This is a genomic window from Micromonospora sp. NPDC005367, assembly GCF_040606825.1.
GTDB lineage: Bacteria > Actinomycetota > Actinomycetes > Mycobacteriales > Micromonosporaceae > Micromonospora.
The window spans coordinates 1-20259 of sequence record NZ_JBEXFP010000024.1 but is presented as its reverse complement, the minus strand read 5'-3'; the positions used below and the strand labels follow the sequence as shown (position 1 = coordinate 20259).

The 20259-nt window shown below is 73.2% G+C and carries 18 protein-coding genes and 1 riboswitch; of the genes, 7 read left to right on the top strand and 11 right to left on the bottom strand.

Annotation, left to right across the window (positions count from 1 at the left end):
• Positions 1 to 136 precede the first annotated feature (136 nt).
• Positions 137 to 1993, top strand: coding sequence for a hypothetical protein (locus tag ABZS42_RS18250; RefSeq protein WP_355146654.1), 1857 nt, complete (start codon positions 137 to 139; stop codon positions 1991 to 1993).
• 126 nt (positions 1994 to 2119) lie between these two features.
• Here the strand turns inward: ABZS42_RS18250 and ABZS42_RS18245 are convergent, their stop codons facing one another.
• The 6 genes from ABZS42_RS18245 to pseB are packed head-to-tail and all read right to left on the bottom strand — an operon-like array spanning position 2120 to position 8712.
• Entirely contained in the window at positions 2120 to 3172 is a 1053-nt protein-coding gene (locus tag ABZS42_RS18245; protein ID WP_355146764.1) for a spore coat protein, read from the bottom strand.
• Positions 3169 to 3900 carry a glycosyltransferase family protein gene (locus ABZS42_RS18240; protein WP_355146762.1) on the bottom strand — a complete coding sequence of 244 codons (732 nt, stop codon included), beginning with the start codon at positions 3898 to 3900 and terminating at the stop codon, positions 3169 to 3171. The genes ABZS42_RS18245 and ABZS42_RS18240 overlap by 4 nt, the downstream gene beginning before the upstream one ends.
• Positions 3901 to 3917: 17 nt before the next feature.
• Entirely contained in the window at positions 3918 to 5732 is a 1815-nt protein-coding gene (locus ABZS42_RS18235) for a class I SAM-dependent methyltransferase (RefSeq protein ID WP_355146652.1), read from the bottom strand.
• Positions 5722 to 6564, bottom strand: coding sequence for a hypothetical protein (locus ABZS42_RS18230; protein ID WP_355146650.1), 843 nt, complete (start codon positions 6562 to 6564; stop codon positions 5722 to 5724). The genes ABZS42_RS18235 and ABZS42_RS18230 overlap by 11 nt, the downstream gene beginning before the upstream one ends.
• Before the next feature lie 10 nt (positions 6565 to 6574).
• Positions 6575 to 7726, bottom strand: coding sequence for an aminotransferase class I/II-fold pyridoxal phosphate-dependent enzyme (locus tag ABZS42_RS18225; RefSeq protein WP_355146760.1), 1152 nt, complete (start codon positions 7724 to 7726; stop codon positions 6575 to 6577).
• 5 nt (positions 7727 to 7731) lie between these two features.
• Positions 7732 to 8712 (bottom strand): UDP-N-acetylglucosamine 4,6-dehydratase (inverting), encoded by a 981-nt coding sequence (pseB, locus tag ABZS42_RS18220; protein WP_355146648.1) that lies wholly within the window; start codon positions 8710 to 8712, stop codon positions 7732 to 7734.
• A gap of 246 nt (positions 8713 to 8958) precedes the next feature.
• Here pseB and ABZS42_RS18215 point away from each other — a divergent pair, with 246 nt between their 5' ends.
• Entirely contained in the window at positions 8959 to 9201 is a 243-nt protein-coding gene (locus tag ABZS42_RS18215; protein ID WP_076470092.1) for a phosphopantetheine-binding protein, read from the top strand.
• A gap of 129 nt (positions 9202 to 9330) precedes the next feature.
• On the opposite strand, the gene pseI is transcribed toward ABZS42_RS18215, so the two are convergent.
• The 4 genes from pseI to ABZS42_RS18195 all read right to left on the bottom strand — a co-directional run bounded on the left by pseI (position 9331) and on the right by ABZS42_RS18195 (position 13437).
• Positions 9331 to 10377: a pseudaminic acid synthase gene (gene pseI, locus ABZS42_RS18210; protein WP_355146646.1), complete on the bottom strand. Its 1047-nt coding sequence runs from the start codon at positions 10375 to 10377 to the stop codon at positions 9331 to 9333.
• A complete protein-coding gene (locus ABZS42_RS18205; protein ID WP_355146644.1) occupies positions 10374 to 10895 on the bottom strand; it encodes a GNAT family N-acetyltransferase in 522 nt (173 codons plus the stop codon). Before ABZS42_RS18205 ends, pseI begins: the two co-directional genes overlap by 4 nt.
• Positions 10892 to 12022 (bottom strand): glycosyltransferase family 2 protein, encoded by a 1131-nt coding sequence (locus tag ABZS42_RS18200; protein WP_355146642.1) that lies wholly within the window; start codon positions 12020 to 12022, stop codon positions 10892 to 10894. The genes ABZS42_RS18205 and ABZS42_RS18200 overlap by 4 nt, the downstream gene beginning before the upstream one ends.
• Before the next feature lie 89 nt (positions 12023 to 12111).
• On the bottom strand, positions 12112 to 13437 hold the full coding sequence (locus tag ABZS42_RS18195) for a polysaccharide pyruvyl transferase family protein (RefSeq protein ID WP_355146640.1): 1326 nt from the start codon (positions 13435 to 13437) through the stop codon (positions 12112 to 12114).
• Positions 13438 to 13762: 325 nt separating this feature from the next.
• Between ABZS42_RS18195 and ABZS42_RS18190 the strand changes: the two genes are divergently transcribed.
• The 5 genes from ABZS42_RS18190 to ABZS42_RS18170 all read left to right on the top strand — a co-directional run bounded on the left by ABZS42_RS18190 (position 13763) and on the right by ABZS42_RS18170 (position 19010).
• Positions 13763 to 15091 (top strand): acyltransferase, encoded by a 1329-nt coding sequence (locus ABZS42_RS18190; protein WP_355146638.1) that lies wholly within the window; start codon positions 13763 to 13765, stop codon positions 15089 to 15091.
• Positions 15092 to 15180: 89 nt separating this feature from the next.
• Positions 15181 to 15627 (top strand): hypothetical protein, encoded by a 447-nt coding sequence (locus ABZS42_RS18185; RefSeq protein ID WP_355146636.1) that lies wholly within the window; start codon positions 15181 to 15183, stop codon positions 15625 to 15627.
• A 151-nt stretch (positions 15628 to 15778) separates the two neighbouring features.
• A complete protein-coding gene (locus ABZS42_RS18180) occupies positions 15779 to 16549 on the top strand; it encodes a hypothetical protein (protein WP_355146634.1) in 771 nt (256 codons plus the stop codon).
• A gap of 394 nt (positions 16550 to 16943) precedes the next feature.
• Positions 16944 to 17086: riboswitch (cyclic di-AMP (ydaO/yuaA leader) on the top strand.
• 240 nt (positions 17087 to 17326) lie between these two features.
• Positions 17327 to 18145 carry a C39 family peptidase gene (locus tag ABZS42_RS18175; protein WP_355146632.1) on the top strand — a complete coding sequence of 273 codons (819 nt, stop codon included), beginning with the start codon at positions 17327 to 17329 and terminating at the stop codon, positions 18143 to 18145.
• Positions 18146 to 18266: 121 nt separating this feature from the next.
• Entirely contained in the window at positions 18267 to 19010 is a 744-nt protein-coding gene (locus ABZS42_RS18170; RefSeq protein ID WP_355146630.1) for an alpha/beta hydrolase, read from the top strand.
• Between the two features lie 13 nt (positions 19011 to 19023).
• On the opposite strand, the gene ABZS42_RS18165 is transcribed toward ABZS42_RS18170, so the two are convergent.
• A partial coding sequence (locus tag ABZS42_RS18165; protein ID WP_355146628.1) for a CDP-glycerol glycerophosphotransferase family protein occupies positions 19024 to 20259 on the bottom strand: 1236 nt, incomplete at its 5' end.

The following is a 20259-nucleotide window of genomic DNA, read 5'->3' as shown; positions in this document are numbered from 1 at the left end:
TACGGTGAGGCGGCTCCGCCCCGACCCGGCGGGCGACGCCAGGAGGAGGCGACCCGTGCCGAGCAGCTCCACCACCAGCGCGGCGGCGAGCGCGCCACCGGCACCACCCGCCGGTCGACGGCCTACGGTCCTCCCGGTGGCCGGACTGGTCGCCGCCTGGGTCGTGCCGCTGCTCGCGTACGCGCTGGGCCTGGCCGGGCTGCTTCCACCGCTGGTGCTGGTGCTGACCGCCGCCCTGTTGCGGGTCGGCCGCACCCTGCTGGACCGGTTGGTGCTCGCGGCGGCGCTGCTGCTGGGCGCGGTCTGTGCCGCCGGGCTGCTCTTCTCGTACTGGCCGTGGGGGTTGCACCCGGTGCCGGTGGCGGGCAGCGCGTTCACCGTGCTGCTCGGCTTCGCCCTGGTCACCGGAGTTCGACCCCGCCTTCCGCGCCCGACGGCGGCCGACCTGGCGCCGGTCCTCGCGGCGGTGGTTGCGATGCTCGCCCTCGCCTGGCCGTACCTGCGTGCCGACGGGCTGGCCGGTCGGCTGGCGTACGCGATGACCGGTGAGGACAACAGCCGGCACCTGGCGGCCATGGAGGGCATCCGTGCCGTCGGCGGCTACCTCTTCGCGCACCCGGACGCGGCGGCCCGGATCGCGCCGGACGGGATGGTCTACTACCCGCAGGGGTTCCATCTCACGGCCGCGCTGCTGGACACCTTCCTGCGCTCCTCGACCGCCGCGGGTGGACCGGCGAGCACCCTCGACCACTACCTCGGCTGGGCGCTGGCCGCGTACGCCCTGCTGGTGCTCGCGGTGGTCTGGGCGGCGGGCCGGGTCGCCGGGCGGCTGCTCGACCCGGTCCGGGCCTTCGCCCTGGCCGGGGTGCTGACCGCGCTCGCGCTCGGCTCCGAGCTGACCCGGTTCGTGGTCTACGGCTACCCCGGTGAGAGCCTGGGTCTGGCGTTGACCGCGATCCTGGTCGCGCTGGTCTGCCGGCCGGTGGCCCGCACCGGCACCCAGCTCTGCCTGCTCGGGGCGCTCTGCGTCGGGGTGGGCTTCGCGTACCTGATGTTCCTGCCGGTGGTCGGTGTGCTGGTGCTCGCCTGGCTGGTCCGGCACCGGCGGGCGGTACGCCGCCGGCCGTGGCTGCTCGCCACGGTCGCGCTGGTCACCGCCGTGCTCACGCCGCTGCCGAGCGTGGCCGGCCTGCTCTTCACCGATCAGGTCGACAACGTGACCACCGGCGGCGGGGTGTTCCCGCGCTACGACGCGTTCTTGGCGCTGGCCGGGCTGGTCGCCGCCGGGCTGTTCGCCGGTGGGCTGCGGCTGCCGGTGTGGCGTCGGTACGCCGGCGCGCTCGCCGCGACCGTGGCGTTCGCGGCCGGCTTCCGCAGCTACTTCCAGGTGCTCGGCACCGACCCGCGCTACTACTACGGCAAGACCCTGCACCTGCTGCTGGTCGTTCTGCTCATCGGCGTGGGCTCGGTGCTGCTGCTCCGGCCGGCCCCGGGGCGCGCCCGGGCCCGGGCGGCGCTGCTCGCCCGGGCCGCCGTCGCGGTGTCTCTGGTGGCGGCCACGACGGGGGTGGCCGGCCTGGTACGCGGCGGTGGGATCTTCGCGCAGCCCTTCGGCAACCGGAGCACGACCTGGGCCGACGCCTGGTGGTCGGGGACGCTGGACCGGCCCCGGCAGGCCGACGTGACGGTGCGGGCGCTGGCGCAGGCGCCGGTACGCGTTGGCGAGGTGACCGTGGTGGTGAGCGACCACCGCCGGGAGGGCTACCTGGAGACCCTCTTCCTGGCCACCCTGCAGGGCAGCCACGGTGCGTCGGCGCCGGCGTTCTACCACATCCCGCTCTCCGAGCCGGCCCGTACCGCGGCGGTCGTGGTGGCGGAGAAGCGTCCCATCCGGTTCCTGGCCACCAGCCCGGAGGCCGCCGCGGTGGTCGAGCAGCTGCTCACCGAGCGGCCGGGGCTGCGGGCACGGGTGACCGTCGAGCCGCTGCGCTGATCGGTGCGGCGGTCTCCCCGCCCGCGACCGCCCGGCGATGTTAAGCGGCGCGACTGATCAGCGGTGCGGGGCGGCGTGACTGCTCGACCGTGCGGGGCGGCGGGACGGTCGGTCGTGCGCGAGCGTTCAGGCGTGCGTGGGGTCGAGGAGCGCCAGGACGGCGTCGGCCACGCGCCGACGCCCGAGACCGTCCACAGCTGACCAGGCCCGCGCGGAGAGGGTGGCCCGCCGATCCGGTGAGGTGAGCAGGTCGGAGAGAATCCGGTCGGCGCTCGCCCGGGCGGCCCAGCCCGCCGGGCCCTCCGCCGTCAACTCCGGCAGCTCGCCGACTCCGGCGGCGAGCCCGTGTGCCACCACCCGGTGGTACGACTCACGCTGGTTGTCCACCACGCAGACCAGCGCCGCGGGCGCGCCGACGCAGCACAACTCCCAGGTGGAGGTGCCCGCGGCGCTGACCACCAGGTCCGCCTCCCGGATCAGCGCCGGCAACGCGTCGGTGGGTGGGATCGGACGCAGCGACTGATCGGGGCCGCGCGTCACCTCGGCCAGCTCCGCGCCGATCTCGGCGCGGCCGACCACGACGGTCAGCTCCATCGGGAGGCCGGTGCCGAAGAGCAGCCGGGTCAGCGCCGGGGCCGCCCCGACCGCGTCGGTGCCACCGAAGAAGGCGAGCACCCGGGGGCGCGCCACCGCCGCGGCGGGTGGGGTGACCGGTGGCCGGGCCGCCACCACCGAGTCACGCAGCAGGGCGTACTCGGCGCCGGCCAGCAGCCGGGACGGCGGAGCATCGATCCGGGTGCCGAAGTTCTGGTCGAGGTAGAGATCGGCCTCCTGGCCGCGGGTGTCGCCGTCGACGATGGCGAGCGTGACCACACCGGCGGCGCGTAGCGCTCCCGCCCCGGCCGGGTCCAGCTCGTACGAGTCGAGGACCATGACGTCCAACCGGTGCCGGTGGGCCGTCTCGACCAGTTCGGCGGGGGTCTGCGGACCCGGGTGCAGCGGCACGTGGCGCGCCGCGAGCTGCGCCGCGGCCCAGCCCACCGACTCGACCGAACCGAACAGCTCGACCCGGGCGCCGCGGGCGAGGAACTCCTCGCCGAGCGCGAGGGACCGGACCAGGTGGCCCACGCCGCGCCGGGGACCGGCGTCGCAGCGCAACCCGACACGTACGGTTCTCAGGACTCCTCCAGCCGCTTCTGGCGTACGTCGGCGTTGACCGCCCGCAGCGCCGGCTGCCCGTCGAGCCAGTCGGCGAGTTTACTCAGCGGCACGCTGACGTCACCGAAATGGTCGACGATCGCCCGCAGCAGGGTCCAGTCCTGCTCGGTGTCGAGCGTGAGCCGCAGCCCGGACCGGTCCGGGGTGAGTGTCACCCCGAGCACCCGGAACAACTCCGGATGGGTGTACGCGTACGAGGTGACGTGCACCCGGTGGTGGTCGGTGGCGAGCCGGTCCAGGGTCCGTAGCGCGTCGGCGCGGATGATCTCCACGTCCAGTCCGCGCGGCAGGGTGCGAGCGATCGACGTGCTGGCGTAGTCGAGTCCGGGCACCGCGCGGTAGACCGACGCCACCGTCGCGATGATCTCCGGGTCGAGCAGCGGGCAGTCGGCGGTGAACCGCATGACCGCGTCCCCCGGATGGGCGTCGAGCGCGCCGACGAACCGGGTCAGCACGTCGTCGACCGGACCCCGGTGGCACCGCACGGCGAGTCGTTCGCACTCGGCGGCCACCGCGTCGTCCACCGCGTCGGTGCTGGTCGCGACCACGAGGTCGGCGAGCGCTCCGCTGTCCCGCGCGGCCCGGACCACCCGGCCCAGCACACTGCGGCCGGCGAGCGGGCGCAGCACCTTGCCCGGCAGCCGCGACGAGCCCATCCGGGCCTGGACGATTCCCACGATCCGCGTCACCGGCGCCTCCGTGGCGTTCACTGCCGCTCCTGCGGTTTGGCGGCCAGTACGTCGCGGACGCGGCGCTTGGCCGCGCGGGCCCCGCGCCGGGCGAGTCGGGCCGGGGTGATGGCCAGCTTCCCCACCCGGTAGCTCACCGAGCCGCTGAGCAGGTTGATGGTCACCTCGGCTCGGCGCAGCGCCCGCTCGCGCGAGGTCAGCAGCTCCTCGGTCCACTTCAGCAGCGCCGTGAGCCGGCTCAGCTCCTCGCGTTGGCGCAGCCACGCCTCGCGGAGCTGCTGGAAGCTGCGCGTTCCGGCCGGCGGGTCGGTCGGTTCGACCGCGCGCAGCTCGCTCAGGAGCACGCCCCGGCCCTCGTTGTCCAGCCCGCGCACCGCCGCGATGACGGCCGCCTCGGTGTTCACGGCCGCCGCGACGGTCGCCCGGTCCAGGTCGTGGCCGGCGACGCCGGCGAGCACCACGGTGAGTCCGGCGACATCCAACGTGGACGGCCAGGGGTGAGCGTATCCGCCGCTGACCAGCGTGGTGGCGAGGCGCCGGAGCCCGCGCGCGAGCACCACCTCCGGGCTGAGCGGACTCGTGGCCCGCCAGCTCGGGTCGAGCAGCGCGTACTCGCCGTCGGCGACCAGCACGTTGTCGACGGTCGCCAGCGCCACCGCGCCGCCGACTTCCCCGTCCGGCCCGGCCTGCCCGGTCAGCCACGCCGCGTACCCGCGCAGCAGCCGGCGCAGCCGGTCCAGGTCGCGGCGCAGGGCGGCGTCGAGCAGCAACGTGCGCAGCAGCCGCCCCTGCGGTACCGGCCGGCCGTCGAGCGCGGCCAGATCGCGGTAGGCCGCCTCCCGGGTCGCGAACGGCGCAGCAGGGGTCGCGCTGCGGTCGGTGGCCGTGACGCGCCACCGCCACCCTCGCGGGTCGGCCACCACCTTCAGCACGTCGCCGCCGGGGCCGGTCTCCAGCAGCGCCACCGGCAGCGCGGAAGGCGACGCGTCGTCGGCGGGTCCGGCCGCCGGCTCCTCGGCGGCGACCACGACCCAGCCGGGGGCCAGCGCCGAGCCGAGCCCGGCGTGCAGCGCGTCCACGGCGAGCCGGGCTGGATCCTGCAGCACGGTGGTGGCGAACCCGTTGGCGCAGGCGTCGTGCAGCACCGCGTCGAACAGCCCGGAGGCTGTGCCGCGGGTCAGCTCGTCGGCGTCGATCAGCGCCCGCGCGCCGACGTCGGCGTACGCCGCGAAGCAGCCGCGCGCTCGCAGGCCGGCCTCGGCCAGCCGGACGTGCAGCTGCTCCCGGTTGGCCGGATGGTCGGTGTCCAGCACGCCGGCGATGCTCCAGGCGGCGTCGTCCCGGCGGGCGTACCAGGCGGCGGCGTCGACGAACCGGCGCAGCCCCATTGGGTTCTCCACCCACAGCAGCAGGGTCCCGCCGGGACGCAACGCGCGGCTGAGCCGGGCGAGGACAGCGCCCCAGCCCAGCCGGGGGCCCTCGACGGATTCGATGGTGTCGAGCCCGGCGCCGGCGATCACCACGTCGAACCGTTCGTCGTCGGCGAGGCCGGTGGGCCCACCCACCACCACCCGGGCGGCGTGCGCCGCCAGGGTCGCCCCGTCCGGGTAGCCGCGCAGCAGGCAGGTCACCTCGGCGTGCGTGAGCCGGTCGAGCAGCGCCGGGTCGTGTGGTCCGGCGACCAGTACGGAGGCTCCGGCCGGCACGACGGTGGCGGCCAGCGCAGCCAGCGTCCCGGTCGTGACCGCTCGGCCCTCCGGCAGGTCGGACCAGGTCAGCATCTCCCCGCCGGGGAGCACGATCCGGTCGGCCGGTGCCGTTTCAGTCGTCAACTGGTTCCTCCTGGAGATTCGCCCAGCCGAGCAGCTCGCGCAGTTCGGCCGGCGTGCAGCGGTGGTCGAGGCCCAGCTCGTCGCGGGCGATCGCGGTGGCGGTCGGGAGGTCGACCGCCGGGCCGTGCAGCTCCGGCCACTGCCGGCGGATCCGGGCGGTGCCGCCGAAGGTGGGGTCCTCGTCGGCGAGCACCATCGGGTCGCCGTACACGGCGGGTTCGCAGCCCGCCGCGATGCCGTAGAAGATCGCGCTGGTCAGCCGGTTCGAGGCCACCCGGCGATGCCGGCGCAGCTCGGTGAGCTGCTTGTCGAGGAAGTACGGGTCGGTGTTCTTCCACCAGTGCCCCCGGTAGCCGTGGCAGATCACGCGGAAGCCGGCGTTCTCGTAGAGGCGCCGGACCGTACGCATGCCGTACTCGTGCCAGTAGAGGCAGACGGTCACCGGACCGGGTTCGGTCTCCTGGATGAGGGCGATCAGCTTCTTGTGGTCGCCGTGTACGTGCTGCCCCTCCCAGCCGTGGAACGGGTACCAGATGGTCCCCTCCCGCTGCTCGGGCGGCGGGTCGTCCGGGCGCATGGCCAGCAGGTACGCGAAGGGCGCGCCGATGACGGCGACGTTGCGCCGCCCCACGGACCAGGCGCGTCGCCGGGTCTGCTCCGACCAGAGCAGGCTCGGGGTGCGATCGGCGTACGGGTGCCCGGGGGCCAGCCCGTCGCCGATGTTCCACCCGTGCTGGACGTAGCCGTTGATGCGGGGCGGGTGGCCGTCGCCCAGTCCGGTGTAGCGGGCCAGCACGTGCCCGTGCCCGTAGAAGTGGTTGGCGTGGTGCATCAGCGTCCCATCAGGCGGCGGCGGACCGCACCGTCCGCCCACGCAGCGCCGCGCCGAGCGCGTCGACGACCCGCTCCTGGTCCGCGTCGCTCAGGGTCGGGTAGAGCGGCAGCGAGAGTTCCTGGGCGTAGAACGACTCGGCCACCGGGCAGGACCCCCGCTGGTAGCCGAGGTCCGCGAAGGCCGGGTGCCAGTGCACCGGGATGTAGTTCACCTGCACGCCGATGCCGGCCGCGCGCATCCGGTCGTAGACCTCCCGGCGACGCCCGTCGAGGATCCGGACGGGGTAGAGGTGCCAGGCCGGCCGTGCCCAGGACCGGCGCCCCGGGGTGAGCACGCCGGGCAGGTCGGCCAGGGCCTCGTCGTAGCGGGCGACCAGCTCGGCCCGCCGGGCGAGGAAGCCGTCGAGCCGGCGCAGCTGGCTGCGGCCCAGCGCGCAGAGCACGTCGGGCAGCCGGTAGTTCAGCCCGAACTCGTGCACCTCCTGGTGCCAGCCACCCTCGTCCGGCCAGCGCAGCTCGTCGCGGTCGCGGACCAGTCCGATGTTGCGGAACCGGCGGGCCCGTTCGAGCAGGCGCGGGTCGGTGCTGGCGACCGCGCCACCCTCGGCGGTCGTGAGGTTCTTGGTGGGGAAGAAGGAGAACGTGGTCAGGTCGGCGAGCGAGCCGACCGGCCGCTCCCGGTAGGTCGCGCCGATCGAGTGCGCCGCGTCGGCCAGCAGGAGCGTGTCCGAGCCGCCCAGGGCCGCCCGCAGGGCGTCGTAGTCCGCGGGATGGCCGGCGTAGTCGACCGCCGAGACCACCCGGGTACGCGACGTGGTCGCGGCCGCGACGGCGGCCGGGTCGAGGGTGAAGGTCTCCTCCTCGACGTCGGCGAACACGATCTTCGCGCCCAGCGCGACAGCGCTGCTGGCCGTCGCCACGAACGTCATGGGCGGGACGATCACCTCGTCGCCCGGGCCGACGCCGGCCGCCGCGTACGCGACGTGCAGCGCGGCGGTGCCGTTGGAGACGGCGGCGCACCCCGCTCCGCCGGTCCACCTGGCCAGGTCGGCCTCGAAGCCGTCGACCTGCGGACCGGTGGTCAGCCAGTCGCTGCGCAGGGCGGCGACCACGGCCTCGACGTCGTCCTCGGTGACCGACTGCCGCCCGTACGGGAGCATCGCCATCACTGCGCGCTGAGGACGTCGCGGAGCTGGTCGACGCTGAGCCACTCGTCGTTGCTGTCCGACCGGTACGCGAAGCTGTCCGGCACCGGCTCGCAGTCGACCGGCGGTTCGTAACCCCAGGTGGCGATGGTCGGCTGGACGATGAACCGGTCCGGCGCGCGCAGCGTCCGGCGGCTGTCGTCCAGGGAGATCATCTCTTCGTGGAGCTTCTCGCCGGGGCGGATGCCGACCTCGTGGGTGGTGGCGTCCGGGGCGACGGCCTCGACCAGGTCGAGGATGCGCATGCTCGGGATCCGCGGGACGAACAGCTCGCCGCCCTGCATCTGGTCGAACGAGTCGACGACGAACTGGACGGCCTGCGGGAGCGTGATCCAGAAGCGGGTCATCCGCTTGTCCGTGATCGGCAGGCTCTTGCCCTCGGCGGCCAGCCTGCGAAACAGCGGGACCACCGAGCCGCGGCTGCCGACCACGTTGCCGTAGCGCACCACGGCGAACCGGGTCGGGTGCTGGGCCGCGTAGTGGTTCGCGGAGATGAACAGCTTGTCGCCGACCAGCTTGGTGGCGCCGTACAGGTTGATCGGGCTGGACGCCTTGTCGGTGGAGAGCGCGATGACCTTCTTCACGCCCGCCTCGATGGCGGCGTCGACCACGTGCTGGCAGCCGGTGATGTTGGTGGCGATGAACTCCGACGGGTTGTACTCGGCGGTGTCCACCTGCTTGAGCGCCGCGGCGTGCACCACGTGGTCCACCCCGTGCATGGCCCGGGTGAGCCGGTGCCGGTCGCGGATGTCGCCGATGAACCAGCGCAACCGCGGATCGTCGCCGAGCTGCTGGCGCAGCTCGTACTGCTTCAGCTCGTCACGGGAGAAGACCACGACCCGGGCCGGGTCGGCCTCGGCGAGGACGTGCCGCAGGAAGGCCTTCCCGAAGGAACCCGTTCCACCGGTGACAAGAATGGAAGATCCATTCAACTCTTTCAATTGCTTCTCCCGCGGTCGTGGTGGCTTTCGGTCGGCGCCCGGCCGATGGAACGGATCGAGACGTTAGACCCGGTTGGTTAACACGCCAACGCACTTCCGTGAACTGCCGTTCCGGCCAAGGTGAATGTGGAATGCCGTCCAGGCGAACATCTCCTGCGCGTTGCAGCGCGGGTGGTGAGCGCGAAAACCTCGGCTACACTCGGCCGGCACGCGTGGTCGTGCGTACCTGTTTACGGAGGAATAGCAGTGGAACTGCAGCGACTGAGGACCGTCTTCCGCACCGCCCTGGAACTGCCGGAAGAGGCCGAGGTGGACGGTCTGGAATATCGCGGAATCGAGAAATGGGACTCGCTCGCGCACATGTCGCTCGTCGCCACGATCGAGGACGAGTTCGGTGTCATGTTGGACACCGACGAGGTTATCGATCTGAGTTCCTTCGACCGTGCCCGGCAGATCTTGGAGAAGCACGGTGTCGTCCTCGCCGACTGATCCGGCGGCCGTGTCCCGTCGGGTCCTCGTCACCGGCTCGACCCGCGGCATCGGTCGGGCCGTGCCGTGGCGTGGCGGCAACGACGACGGGCCTGGTCCGGGAAGGACCGGGCCCGTCGTTCGCGTGCGTCAGATCAGATCCCAGGACAGCGGCGTCCCACGCGGCACGTCCTGGGTGAAGGTCCGGCCGAGCACCCGATCGATGTCGGCCGGGGGCAGCCCACCGGCAGGCCGGATCGAGCGGACGTTCGCTGCGGTCACCGGGTCGCCGGCCCGCACGTCGGCGACCACGAAGAGGGAGCGGCGGAACCGCAGCCCCTCACGCTCGGTCGGGGTGGGGCCGATGGTGGTGGTGCCCAGCGCGGCCCAGGCCCGCTCCGACTCGACGGTCAGGGCGGCCAGCTCCTCCGGCTCCAGGGAGAAGTCCGAGTCCACGCCCCCGTCGGCCCGGCGCAGCGTCACGTGTTTCTCGATGAGGCAGGCGCCCAGCGCCACCGAGGCGACCGGCACGCCGATGCCGGGGGTGTGGTCGGAGAGCCCCACGGGCACGCCGAACGTGTCGGCCAGCACCGGCAGGCGACGCAGGTTGCTGTCCTGCGGCGGCGCCGGGTAGGAGGCGGTGCAGGCGAGCAGCACGATGCCTGCGGCGCCACCGTCCCGGGCGGCCTGCACCGCGGCGTCGATCTCGCCGACGGTGGCCATGCCCGTGGAGATCACCATCGGCTTGCCGGTGCTCGCCACGAGCCGGATCAGCGGCAGGTCCACCAGCTCCGAGGAGGCGATCTTGTATGCCGGCACGTCCAGCTTCTCCAGCAGCTCGACCGCCGTGTGGTCGAACGGGGAGGAGAAGACCGTCAGCCCGTGTCGGCGAGCCCGCTCGAAGATCGGCTCATGCCACTCGTACGGCGTGTGGGCCCGCTCGAAGAGCTGGTAGAGGTTCTCACCGCCCCACAGGCCGTGCCCGTCGGAGATCCGGAACGCCTGCGCGTCCACGTCGATGGTGATGGTGTCCGGCCGGTACGTCTGGAGCTTGAGCGCGTGTGCTCCGCTCGCCGCCACCGCGTCCACGATGGCCAACGCCCGGTCCAGGCTGCCGTTGTGGTTACCGGACATCTCGGCGACCACGAGGGGCCGCTCGCCAGGGCCGACCCGGTGCGGCCCGATGCTGACTGTCATGTTCCTCTGCTCATTTCCGTCCAGACCACCTCTTGCGGCCTGCCGTCGATCTCCCGCTCGTACTGCCGCACGACGCGGAAGCCGAACCGCCGGTGCAGGGCGAGCACCGGCTGGTTGCTGGTGAACGTCTCACCGCCGAGCGTGCGTGCCCCGAGCGTCTCGAAGGCGTACGCGATCGCTGCCCGCTCCAGCGCCAGCCACGCCGGCAGCAGCGCGGAACGCGCCTCCAGACCGGCGATGTCGAGATAGAAACCCCAGGTGAGAGCCCGCTCCGGCGAGGTGATGGCGGAGAAGGTCACGACGCCCGACGGGGCTCCCTCGTGCAGGTGCACCAGCACCCGGCGGTCCGGGTCGACCCGGACCCTCGCCCACCACGCGGTGTGCTCGTCCCAGCCGATCTCATGGCTGGTCAGGCTCACGGCCCGCACCTGCGGATGGTTCCGCCAGCGCAGCATCCGGTGCAGGTCGCCGTCGTCGGCGGGCCGAAACGCGTCGCCAGCCACACTCCGCTGGCTCATGCCTGCCCCGTCAGCACGCCGGCAGGCTCCGCGGCCCGGGGCGGCCCGACCGGTGAGCCGGCCGGGTCGGTGTCGGCGTCGGCGGCCGGGGCGCCGTCGCGGGGGGCGCGCAGCCGGCCGGTCACCCGGTGCGCCTGCCGCAGCGCCGCGTACGCCAGGTAGTCGCCCCGCCCGACCAGCCGGTGCTTGAGTCCCGGAACCCCGCCGGGTGCCGCGTACCCCCCGGACGGGAGGTAACGGCGGTAGTGCTCCGTCACCCGCCGGAAGAAGGCCCGCCGCAGGTGGGGGTGGAGCCGGTCGTCGTTGCCCACCACCACGAGGTAGTGGTTCACCATCAACTCGAACAGGTCGGCGTGCAGCTGCTCGTCGAGGTTGCGCCGCCGCACCCAGTCCATCAGCCGCTCGTACTGGTCGAAGGCGTCGAAGTGCCGCCCGCTGCGGGTCGAGGTGATGGCGCCCAGCCGGCCCCGGCGGTAGAGGTAGCAGACCCGGTCGAGCACGGAGATCTTCTCGGCGCCGATCAGCAGCGGGTGGCTGAACGGGATGTCCTCGTACCAGCCGGCGTGGAACCGCAGCCTGAGCTCGTCCAGGAAGCTGCGGCGGACCACCTTGTTCCAGGCGGTGTGCTGCACCCGTAGCAGCTGCGGCCGGTCGGCCAGCCGGACCACGCCCGGCACGTCGCGCAGCAGGTGACTGCTCGCGTCGACCTCCCGCCGGCCGTCCTCGTGCACCCGGAGGTGATCGAGCAGCAGCACGTCCGGTTCGTGCTGGCGCAGCCGGTCCAGCACCGCCGGGACCGTGCCCGGCGGCAGCCAGTCGTCGCTGTCGACGAACCAGACGTACCGGCCGGTCGCCACGTCGAGGCCCGCGTTGCGAGCCAACCCCAGGCCGACGTTGCGGGTCAGGTGCACGATCCGGATCCCCGACCGGTCGGCCGCGTACGAGCGCAGCATCTCGCCGCAGCGGTCCGGGGAGGCGTCGTCGACCGCGATCAGCTCGACGGCGTCCGTCTCACCGGCCGGGATGTCGGCCCGGATCGACTCCAGGCACTGGTACAGGTATGCCTCGACGCCGTGGACGGGCACGACGAGACTCAGCAGCGGGGCGTGCGCCGGCTCATTGACCACGCCGCCACCCTCGACCCTGCGGGTGGCCGGGTCCGGAACCTCACGTGGCCGGCGGAGGTGAGGTTACTGAACAGCCGCCGAGCGGAGGATTAACGGTTGAGGATCCGCCGCACCCGGCCGCCGACGGCCTGCCGCATCCGGACGCGCAGCCGCACCTGCTGAAGGCTCGTCATTTCCGCGTGCAGTTCGCTGGCCTGGTCGCGCAGCCACTGGATCCGGGCCACGAGAGCGTCCGGGTCGGTGGCGGCGGCCGGTCGTACGGCCGGCGGGTAGCTGGTCGCGCGGACCTTCTCGTCGAAGCGGGTGGGGCTGTCCCCGTCGGCGAAGGCGTTCGGGAGGTCGTGCTTGGCGAGGAACGCCAGCATCGTCTCGAACCGGGCCTTGTGCCCGTTGTTCAGGGCCGTGTAGTCCGCCTCCTGGTACAGGTCGGCGGCGTCGACGTCGGCGGGCACGTCCTTCATCACCCGGTGCGGGATGTCGAAGTACTGGGCCAGTTCCAGCGTGCGGGAGTCGTGCGCGAACAGGTAGCCCGGCGTGCCCGCGATCAGGGCGGTGATGGTGCCGTGGATCCGGGTACCGAAGTTGAAGTCGAACTCGGACAGGTAGTCCATCCAGGTCGACGGATCCATGAACATCCGTACCTTGTCCTCGGTGAACAGCGGGTGCGAGGTGTGGATCGGGATCGTGCTTTCCTTGCCGCGGTCCTCCGGCGCGTCACCGTAGAGCAGGGTGCCCAGGGTCTTCAGGTCCTGCGGGATGTAGCGCAGGTTCGGGTACTTGCGGTGGTGGGCGCTGACCACCTTCGCCATGGACTTGACGTACGGGGAGACGGTCATGGCGATCCGGTCGTGCGGCTCCAGGAACGCCTTGCGCTTCTCCACGCGCAGGCTGTCGCCGTGCAGGAACATCGACGGGCAGCCGATCACGTCGACCGCGGAGAAGCCCAGGGAGCGGACGTAGTCGGCGGTGATCTCCCCGCGGACACCGATGCTGGCCGACCGGTCGAGCACCGCCTTGACGAACGCCTTCACCGCGTCGTCGATGGGCCGCAGGTACTCCCGGTCGCCCTTGACGTTGGTCTGGGCGCCCACGCCGAGCACCACCACCGGGATCCGCAACCGTTGGATGAGCCTCGTCAGGTTCGCCAGCCGATCGACGTAGCTGCGCCGGAAGGCGTTGGCCAACGGTACGACGAACACGTCGTACCGCTCGTTGATCATGTCTGCGTCGCGGAGGTTCGCCCGGAACGCCGTCGGGTCGATCTGCGTGTTCGCGGCGCTCAACAGCTTGTACGCCGCGTGGCTGAAGACGAGGTTGCCAGCGTTGTCGCCGATCCAGTTCCGCTCGAAGGTCTCCTCCGGCGAGTGGACGTCGAAGGGGCCCTTCTTGGCCCGCATCAGGATCCGCTGGTGCATCGGTCGCTCCACCTCTCGTCCGTCCGCGACGACCCCGAGCCGGGTGCCGTCGATACGGGGCTTGCGGGAGGCGGTGGTTCCATCACCTCCGGGCCCCGCGATATTAGGCCACCGGACATCTACGGCACACCGCGGCGTCAGGGTCGCGGGTCGCTCGACCGGCCAGCGGTCGTCGTCCGTACGGGCGGGATAGGGTGCCCCGAACGGGCGGCATCGAGCGGATGCGCCACCCCGCGGTGCCCCGTGTCGGCGCTTGGGGGGACCGGGAGGCGCCGGGCGTGTCGCCCGGCCCGCCGTCCGCGGGCCGGTTGGGGAGGAGAGGTACATGCTGGTGACGCCGGGGGACGCGGCCAGGACGGCGACGGCGGCGTCGCCGGCCGGGGGCGGGGCTCCAGCAGGCCGGCTGCCCTCGCTCACGGGGCTGCGCTGGATCGCGGCGCTGCTGGTCTTCGGCTTCCACGTCGGCACCATGCGGATCATCGCCGAGCCCGAGTACCAGAGCGTGGTCAGCAAGGTGTTCAGCCTCGGCCTCTCCGGGGTGGAGTTCTTCTTCATCCTCAGCGGGTTCGTGCTGGTCTGGTCGGCGCGGCCGGGGGAGCGGCGGTGGACCTTCTGGCGTCGCCGGTTCGCCAAGATCTGGCCGAACCACGCGGTGCTCTGGGCGCTGGCGCTGCTGGCGGCGCTCTGGTTCGCCGACCCGGTGCGGCTCGGCGTCGCGGTGGAGAACCTGCTCCTGCTCCAGGCCTGGGACTTCCGGGAGGGGCACTTCTACAGCGTCAACAACGTGAGCTGGTCGCTCTCCTGCGAGTTCTTCTTCTACCTGTGTCTGCCGCTGGCGCTGCCGCTGGTCCGTCGGGCACGGCCCTGGCTGCTCTGGGCGGTCGTCGTCGCGGTGCCGCTGTTGATCCTGGCGCTCTGGCCGGCCCAGCTGCTGGTGCCCGAGGAGAGCCGCTGGTGGTTCACCCAGGTCTTCCCGCTGACCCGGTCCCTGGAGTTCTGGATGGGGGTGGCCGCCGCGGAGCTGATGCGCCGTGGCTCGTGGCGTGGGCCCCGGCTGCCGCTGGCCAGCCTCCTCTTCGTCGCCGTCTGGGTGGCCGCCGCCGGGTGGATCCGCGCCGAGTTCTGGGCCGCGCTGCTGGCGGCGGCGTACGTCCTGGTCATCACCGCGGCGGCGGACGCCGACGTGCGCAACCTCCGCTCGCCGTGGCGGTCCCGCCCGATGGTCTGGCTCGGTGAGGTCTCGTTCGCCTTCTACCTGGTCCACGTCTTCGTCATGACGACCGTGCTGCGGCTGACCGGCGACTGGGGTGTCGGCCTGCCCGGGTGGTGGGGACCGGCCGTGGTGCTCGGGTTCCTCGTGCTGAACCTGGCCCTGGCCGGGCTGCTACACCGCTGGGTCGAGACGCCGATGATGCGCCGGCTCGGCCCACGCCGCACCCGCTCGCCCGCTGCCGTCGGCGCGCGGACCCGCCCCGGTGCCACCGGTCCGGACCGGGATGCTGCGGTCGAACCGGCACGGGCCGGCGGCTCGCCGGCCGTCCCGCGACCGCGTCGGGCTCCGGAGGACGAGTCCATTCAGGCGGGTGACCAGCCCGGCGGTGACCCCGACGACCGGCAGATGCACGCGGACCCGCGCTCGGCTCGGGCCGGCTGAAGCGTCCACCGTGGGTGGTGTGATCGGCGTGGCGGTCCGACACGCCCGGCTTTGGTGCGACGGGGTGACGACGGGGGTAGCGTTGCCGCATGCCCTCGTTCGCGCCCGCTGATCCTCTGTGGTGGGTGGCGCGATGGGCTACCCGGCTGCTGGCCAGCCTCGCGGTCGTCGGCGCGTTGACCCTCGGGTCGCTCTCGGCGCTGGGAGTCCCGCCGCACACCGGGGCCGCGGTCGAGCCGAGGGCGTCCACCGACTCGCGGGCCTGCGACTGCGCCACCGGGTCGGCTGGCACATCCAGCTCGCCGGCCGTCGTCGTCGCGGACGACGCTCCCGCAGAGTTCGCCGTTGCGTTCCGGACGCCCGCCGAATCCGCAGCCTCAAGGGTCGCCCCGTCGGCCGCGCACGGTGCCACTTCCGAGGTGTTTGCCTCGGCCGCACCGGTGGCCGACCCGGTCACGGTCCCGGCCGGCGAGGCGTGGCTGCCCCGCAGCGCGGTCGCAGCTGTCCGCGCTCCCCGAGCTCCGCCCGGCGCCTGACCCCGCCGGCGACGCGAGAGCGTTCCGCCGCCGCGCTCGCCGCACCCGTCTTCCGCGCCCGCTCCCGGCGCCCGGCGTGACCGACAAGGCCCCGCGCCGGGTGCCCCGTGCGGCTTCCCCGCATCGCGTCTGCTCGCCGTGAGGTACCGACATGGAGAAGACCGTCCTTTACCAGTTTCTCGTCGAGGTGCCGCAGGCCGCCGCCATCTGGTCGGCTCTGCTGGTGCTGGCCCTGATCGTGCTCACCGTGCTGGTCACCCGTCCGGAGCGCGACCGGCCGGAGGACGACCGGTCCGCCCCGACCGGGCCGACCGACCGGGAGCTGGCCGCAGCCGAGGCTGCCGACCTGCGCCGGTACGCCGACGAGGTGGCCGTGGCCGCGGCCGGCGCGGCGCAGACCGCCCGCCGGCGACGGGCCGAGTGGCTGACCGCCCAGGACGACCTGGACCGGGCCTGGGCGGCGTACGACGAGGCCGAGAGCGCCGCCCGCCGGTACTGCGGTGCCGGTGCCCTGCCGCCGCCCCGCACTCCTCGCACTCCGGCCGAGTACGCCGCCCGGGAGCGGCACCTGCACCGGGTGGCCACGGCGGCGTACTGGCGAGGCGAGCTCACCTTGCGCCAACTCGGCGATGTCTTCGGGCACCGGGACGGCTGGGATCCCCGCATGCACCCCGTCGAGCAGGAGGTGCACCTGGCCCGGGTGGTCCGGGACGGCCGGCTGGCCGGCTACCGGGCGGCCCGGGAACGGGAGCGCGGTGCCTGGTGGGACGCCGAACTCGCCGCCGAGGCGGCCCGTGCCCTGGCCACCGAGGCGTACGCGGCGGCGGCCCGCCTCCGGCCGGGGCAACTGCCGGCGGCTCGGCCCGCGTCCGCCGCACCCGCCCAGGTGGTGACCCGCTGGCAGCCGGCCAGGGTGGGCTGAGCGGGCCGGTCCGGGCCTTGATCGACTCGGCTTCCGTGAAGTCGGGCGGTCCCGGTCGTGCGAGCAGCGCGGCCTCAGGGAACTCCAGGACCTCAAGGAACTCGAGTCGACCCAGTTATCTTGGTGGGCCCGGTCACATCAATTCGAAAACGGTCAGTGGGATCAGCGGGTGCGAATCGTCCCCGCCATTTGGCAAGGTTGCCGTTCGACTGTCCCGTTGCGCCCCTCCGGTGCCGCCGTAACCATCCGTCCCATTGAGTCACGTCAGCGGCTGAACGCCCGGAAAAATTGTTCACCGGAACAGGTTTGAGCAGGTGGCGAAGGGTTGGCAGGCTCTCCGTCGACCAGTAGTGTCGGCGCGTCCGGTGCGGTAACCGTTCGCAACAGGCGACGCCGCGCCGACCCGCCTAATCGTGATTCCACGAGCCGGGGACCCACATGCACGTCCGGGGTGAATCCGCGAGCCACGGCCCGCGGTAGGGCGATCTTCCCGCCCGAATCCGTCAGCTAACCCGGTAGGCGGTGCCGGAAGGAGTTCCATCCCTGTGGTGCACGAACCTATCCCTCGGTCCTCCCCGACCCTCCACGGCGCCGCGGCGCCCGTGCTCGCCCGTCCCGTAGCGGCGAGCTGACTCCGGCACCCGCGTCTTTCCGCCCGACCCACCGGGCGTTCCCTGAGCGATCCACCAACCGCACGCGGACCAGGTCCGCGCGGTGACGCCTGCCCGGATTCCGGTACGGCTGCCGGTCGCTCACCCCCCGAACCGTGGAGGAACCGTGAAGCACACCCTGAAGCGTCAGCTCCGTCGGCTGGCCACCCAGCGCCCGTACCAGATCGCCGCCGCGTCCGCCGCGGCCGTGGTGCTGGCGTCCACCACCGGCGCCCTGCTCAGCGGCGCCGACGATGCGCCCGCCGCACAGCGCGGCGCCACCGCGGTGGCGGCCGAACTGCGCAGCGACGCCCACATCGCCTCGCTCGACGACCAGCAGCCCACCACCCCGGCGGCCGGCTCGCCCACGACCAGCGCCCCGGCGGCGAAGAAGTCCGCGAACCCGGACCTGACCCGCAAGCCGGCAGCGCCCAAGCCGCCGGCGAGCAAGGTCCTCGACTACGACTACCAGGCGCAGACGACCTACTTCTACTGCGGCCCGGCCGCCGCCCGGAACGCGCTCAGCGCCACCGGCATCGAACGCAGCCAGGACGACCTGGCCGCGCAGCTCGGCACCACCGAGATGGGCACCAACTCCGCCGAGGACACCACGCGGGTGTTGAACGCCGTGGTCAAGGGCAACCCGTACAAGACCACCATGTTCCCCAGCGCGCCGCGTCCCGCCCAGATGGACCAGCTCCAGGCCGACATCGTCCGGGCCATCACCGACGGGCGCGGTGTGGTCGCGAACATCGTCGGCGACGCCGTCGACACGAACGGTGGCTGGCACTCCTTCGGCGGCGGGCACTACATCGCCGTCGTCGGCTACCGGGACCAGGGTCGCACCGTGAAGATCGCCGACTCGGCGAACCCGGCGGTGCCGTCGTACTGGATCACCACGATCAACCTGGCGAACTGGATCACCACTCGCGGTTACTCCGCCTGACGATCGCGCTCACAACGGGCGCCGGCCCCCTTACGCGAGGGGCCGGCGCCCGTTGTCGTCCGGTCCGACTGTCGGATGTTCACCCTCGCCGGGCCGGCCCCGCCGATGGCACACTGCGTCCATGAACGACGGTGGCGCCCGTACGGCCGGCCGGCCCACCCTCCTGCTGCTGCACGGCATGGGTGCGACCGGTGAGGTGTGGCTGCCCTGGACGCCACTGCTGCGGCGCCGCTGGGACGGGCGCTGGCTGGCACCGGACCTGGCCGGCCACGGCACGTCGCCGCCGCTGCCCGCATACTCCTTCGCCGCGCTGGCCGAGCGGGTGGCCGCCGCCCTCGCCCCCGGTGACCGCCTGATCGTGCTGGGGCACTCGCTCGGCGGCGTGGTCGGCCTGACGCTCGCCGCGCGCGGCGCCGGGCTGCCTGTCGCCGCTGTCGTCGGGCTCGGCATCAAGGCGGTGTGGTCCGACGCCGAGCTGGCGAGGACGCGCCAGCTGGCCGCCCGCCCGGTCGCCTGGTACCCGACCCGGGACGAGGCCGCTCAGCGCTACCTGCGGGTGTCCGGGCTGGCCGGGCTGGTCGCCCCCGACGATCCGAGGGTGACGGCCGGGCTGCGTGAGGTGCACGGGCGCTGGCGACTGGCCATGGACCGGGGCGCGTTCGCGGTCGCTGAGCCGGACCTGGCGGCGCTGGTGGCGGCCACCGAGGTGCCGGTCCTGCTGGCGCGCGGCGAACACGACCCGCTGGTCACCGACGGGCAGCTCCAGCGCTACGGGGTCCCCGTCGCCACGCTCTCCGGGCTCGGCCACAACGCCCACGTCGAGGACCCGGAGGCGGTGCTGGCGCTGGTCGAGGCGTACCGCTGAGCGGGAGGCGGACTCAGGCGGTGGTGGAGACGGTGTCGGCCTCGGCCGGACGCGGCGCCGGGGGCTTCCCGGCGGGCTCCAGCTCCCGCCGCGCGGCCTCCAGGAACGCCTCGGCGTACGACTCGGCGGGGAAGCCGCCGAGGTAGCGCCGACGGGTCTCCCAACGCCGCGCGGACAGCGGGTCGGTGTCGAGCAGCTGGTCCAGCACCTCGTCCAGGTCGGCCATGTCGCGGCGCAGCACGTAACCGGCGCCGGCCTGCGGGAACCGCTCGGTGAACGCGCCGCCGTCGGTGCCCATGTCCGTCACCGCGAACGGCTTGCCCGAGTAGAGGTAGTCCGAGATCACCCCGGAGACGTCGGAGATCAGCGCGTCGGACCGGTTCACGCACTCCACCAGGCTGAGATCCCGGCCGGCCGCCGTGCCCCAGAGATGCTGCCGCCCGGTCCGGGTCCGGTCGGCGGCCAGCAGCTCGGTCAGCCGGCCGAGCTGCCGGGCGGACGCCGGGTTCTGCGTGGTGTACGGGTGGGCGCGCAGGATGACCGTCACGCCCCGGTCCAGCAGCCGGCGTAGCAGCGGCTCGGCCACCGGCAGAGAGCAGTAGTCGGCGTCCGCGTGGTGGCCGGTCCAGGTCGGCGTGTAGAGCACGGTGCGGGCGGTGCCCGCGGGCGGCCGCTCGGTGCGTACCTCGATCGACTCGACCTGTGGGCGGCCGACGACCACGAACTTCTCGGCCGGGATGTCCACCCCGACTCGCGCGTACCGCTCGATTGCGGCCGGTCCGGCCACGAAGATCCGGTCGAAGATCGCGGCGACCGGGTTGGCGCTCGGCGCCTTGTCGCTGTCGCCGTGGTGCAACTGGACGTGGGTCAGCTGGGTGAACCGGATGAAGTGGCTGTTCTTGGCGCCGTGGTTGACGTAGAACGCCACCTTCAGGCTCGGCACCAGCACCTCGTCCAGGGTCCGCGGGGTGGGGCAGTAGACCACCGGGGCGGTGGTGGCCGCGGCGATCGGGGCCAGGAACTCCGGCTCGCGCAGCACCACCAGGAACGGCCGGCCGATCCGCTCAAGGTAGGGCAGCCACATGGTGACCTGGTACTCCGAGCCGGGCGGGGCGGAGAAGTAGAGGACGAACTCCGGCTTGTGCGCCTGCAGGGCCCGGCGTACCGCCCCGCTCGCCCCGGCGGGCCGGAACCGCCGCCGGGCGAGGTCCGCTCCGACCGCGCCGGCGGCGGCCGCGACCAGCACGGC

Coding starts and splice junctions, on each gene's coding strand:
- ABZS42_RS18230 (WP_355146650.1), bottom strand. CDS start 6,564: ATGCACCACGCCAACCACTTCTACGGGCACGGGCACGTGCTGGCCCGC.
- ABZS42_RS18225 (WP_355146760.1), bottom strand. CDS start 7,726: ATGCTCCCGTACGGGCGGCAGTCGGTCACCGAGGACGACGTCGAGGCC.
- pseI (WP_355146646.1), bottom strand. CDS start 10,377: ATGACAGTCAGCATCGGGCCGCACCGGGTCGGCCCTGGCGAGCGGCCC.
- ABZS42_RS18205 (WP_355146644.1), bottom strand. CDS start 10,895: ATGAGCCAGCGGAGTGTGGCTGGCGACGCGTTTCGGCCCGCCGACGAC.
- ABZS42_RS18195 (WP_355146640.1), bottom strand. CDS start 13,437: ATGCACCAGCGGATCCTGATGCGGGCCAAGAAGGGCCCCTTCGACGTC.
- ABZS42_RS18190 (WP_355146638.1), top strand. CDS start 13,763: ATGCTGGTGACGCCGGGGGACGCGGCCAGGACGGCGACGGCGGCGTCG.
- ABZS42_RS18185 (WP_355146636.1), top strand. CDS start 15,181: ATGCCCTCGTTCGCGCCCGCTGATCCTCTGTGGTGGGTGGCGCGATGG.
- ABZS42_RS18180 (WP_355146634.1), top strand. CDS start 15,779: ATGGAGAAGACCGTCCTTTACCAGTTTCTCGTCGAGGTGCCGCAGGCC.
- ABZS42_RS18170 (WP_355146630.1), top strand. CDS start 18,267: ATGAACGACGGTGGCGCCCGTACGGCCGGCCGGCCCACCCTCCTGCTG.